The following is a 2942-nucleotide window of genomic DNA, read 5'->3' as shown; positions in this document are numbered from 1 at the left end:
CGACAACGTCGATCTGGGCATGACGGCGCGGATCACCAAGCCGAGCGAGGCGGGCGCCGACCGGCTGGTCAACGCCATCGGCGCGCATCTGGTCTATCCCGGCGATCTGATCGTCATCGACAGCGGCACGGCGACGACCTTTGACGTCGTCGCGGCCGATGGCGCGTTCGAGGGCGGGGTGATCGCGCCGGGGATCAACCTGTCGCTGCAGGCGCTGCACGAGGCTGCCGCAATGTTGCCCCGCATCGCCATTCAGAAGCCGGAGCGGGTGATCGGCAAGGACACCGTCTCCAACATGCAATCCGGCGTCTTCTGGGGCTATGTCGCCCTGATCGAGGGGCTGGTCGCGCGCATCAAGGCGGAGTGGGGCGGGCCCATGACCGTCATCGGAACCGGCGGCGTGGCCTCCCTGTTCGAAGGCGCGACGAATTCCATCGACCGGTTCGATCCGGACCTGACCATCCGCGGCCTGCTCGAAATCTGGCGCCGCAATACCCATCTCAAGGACCTATGAAAAAGCAATCCAACGACGAACTCGTCTTCGTCCCGCTCGGCGGGTCGGGCGAGATCGGTATGAACCTGAACTGCTACGGCTACGGGCCCGAGGCGAACCGCGAGTGGATGATCGTCGACGTTGGGGTGACCTTCGGCGACCTGTCGACGCCCGGCGTGGACGTGATCGTGCCCGATCCGGCCTTCCTCGACGGCGAAAAGATCCGCGGCATCGTTCTGACCCACGCGCACGAGGACCATATCGGGGCCATCGGGTGGCTGTGGCATCGCTTCAAGGCGCCGATCTACGCCACCCCGTTCACCGCCTTCCTGATCCGGGAGAAACTGCGCGAGGCGGGCATCCTGAACGAGGTGAAGGTCATCGAGGTGCCGCTCAGCGGCACGATCGATCTGGGCCCGTTCCAGGTGACGATGATCACCATGACCCACTCGATCGCCGAGCCCAATGCGCTGGCGATCAAGACGCCGCTGGGCACGGTGTTCCACACCGGCGACTGGAAGCTGGATCCGACGCCGGTCATCGGCCAGCCGACCGACATCGCCGCCATTACCAAACTGGGCGACGAGGGCCTGCTGGCGATGGTCTGCGACTCGACCAACGTCTTCGTCGAAGGGCAGGCGGGGTCCGAGACTGACGCGCAGGCCGGATTGATCGAGCTGATCGGCAGCCTGAAGACCGGACGCATCGCGGTCGGGTGCTTCGCCTCCAACGTGGCCCGGATGGTCAGCGTGATGAAGGCCGCGCATTTGGCCGGGCGTCGCGTGGCGCTGGCCGGACGGTCAATGCACAAGATCACGGCGGCGGCCAAGCACGTCGGCCTGTTCGACGAGACCCAGCGCATCCTGTCCGAGGAAGAGGCGCGCGTCTGGCCGGCGGATCAGATCCTGTACCTGTGCACCGGCAGTCAGGGCGAGGACCGCGCGGCCCTGTCGCGGGCGTCGCAGGGCACCCACCCGGTGATCAAGTTGGGGCTGGGAGACCATTGCATCTTCTCGTCGCGGGTCATTCCCGGCAACGAACTGGCCATCGCCGCCCTGCAGGACCGGCTCGCCGACCGCGGCGTGCGGCTCTACACCGAGAAGGACCATCCGCACGTCCACGTCTCAGGCCACCCATGCCGAGACGAGATGAAACAGATGTACGCCTGGGCCCGGCCGCGCATCGCGGTTCCGACCCACGGCATGCGCCGGCATCTGGCCGAGCACGCCAACATGGCCAAGGATCTCGGAGTGGCCGAAACCGTCACGCCCCGCAACGGGGACATGGTCCGGCTGGCGCCCGGACCGGCCACGATCATCGACGAGGTTCCGAGCGGGCGGCTTTACGTCGACGGCGGCCGCCTGGTCACCGAACAGGGCGAAGCGCTGCACGAGCGGCGGCACGCCTCGACCAACGGCGTGCTGATCGTCAGCTTCGCCATGGACAGGCGCGGCAAGATCGTCAGCGACATCGACGTGCGCTCGGTCGGACTGCCCGGAGACGACGAATCGCCGCTGGGCGACGCGCTGGACGACCTGGCGGAGCGGGCCGAAGAGGCGGTGATGAAGCTGAAGGGCGAAGCGCTGCAGGACGAGATGGTCATCGAACAGGCCGTCTCGCGAGCGCTGAAGAAGCGCAGCCAGCAGATCTGGGATCGTCGTCCGATCGTCGAGACGATCGTTCTGAGGCTCTGACGGGCGACAATCCCGACGGCCGCGGTCGCCGCAGTCGACATTTCGCTCGAGCGCTTTTTCTGATTCAGTGAGCGCCTTCAGATCCATTCGACCCATGCAAGCGGGCTCGGGATCACAAGAGGGTGCGGATGGGCGAAGGGGTTCGCGATCACCTGAAGGGCCGCGCGCGCGCGACGCTAGAGCATGTTCGGCACGCCCGGCATCCGCTCAGGGGCTGGCGCAAGTGGGCGCTGATCCTGGCCCAGGCGATGTTGGGCGTCGTCCTGCTGTTCGCCGCGGTAAACCTGACGCTGAGCCTGACGGCTTTCCGCGGGTCTGATCCCGTGGGTCGCTCGGTCCAGGAGGTCCGGGGCCTGTGGTACAGCCCGGCCGAAGGCAAGGCGGTCCCGCCGGACGCCTTCGCCGTCATCTACGGCGATGCGTTGGGATCGCGCCCGACGGCGGCGGAGATACGCGGCCATTTCGCCCGGCAGGCGGCGCGGGGGATATTTCTGCTCGATCACGTGATGGCCGATCATATCCTGACCCGGTTCGGTCGGGTCGATGGCCGCACCTTGCCCCCGGGCGTTTATGTCGGGGCCCATGCTCTGGGTCCCGATCGGGACCCTTGGGTTCGGTTCACCAAATGGCCGGCGCACTACCTCATGTTTCCGCGCCATGCGTACATACTGGTCGTGCCGGAGAGCGGCCCGGCCCTGGTTTTCTCCGCCAGTCAGAACGCCAAGTTCGGTCCGGACACCCCAGCGGCCGACCGC

3 protein-coding genes are annotated in these 2942 nt (G+C 66.9%); all 3 read left to right on the top strand.

Annotated features, from left to right (window positions below):
• The coding region (locus tag VGB60_RS08595) for a type III pantothenate kinase (RefSeq protein ID WP_331037854.1) at window positions 1-514 on the top strand (514 nt) is incomplete at its 5' end.
• Window positions 511-2187, top strand: a complete 1677-nt coding sequence (locus VGB60_RS08590; protein ID WP_331037853.1) for a ribonuclease J — start codon at window positions 511-513, stop codon at window positions 2185-2187. The genes VGB60_RS08595 and VGB60_RS08590, both read left to right, overlap by 4 nt.
• A gap of 128 nt (window positions 2188-2315) precedes the next feature.
• Window positions 2316-2942: hypothetical protein (locus VGB60_RS08585; RefSeq protein ID WP_331037852.1), on the top strand; the 627-nt coding region annotated here is incomplete at its 3' end.

The sequence above is a fragment of the Brevundimonas sp. genome (assembly GCF_036399195.1).
Classification (GTDB): domain Bacteria; phylum Pseudomonadota; class Alphaproteobacteria; order Caulobacterales; family Caulobacteraceae; genus Brevundimonas.
The sequence above is the reverse complement of the archived record's forward strand: the minus strand, read 5'-3'. Positions and strand labels throughout refer to the sequence as shown.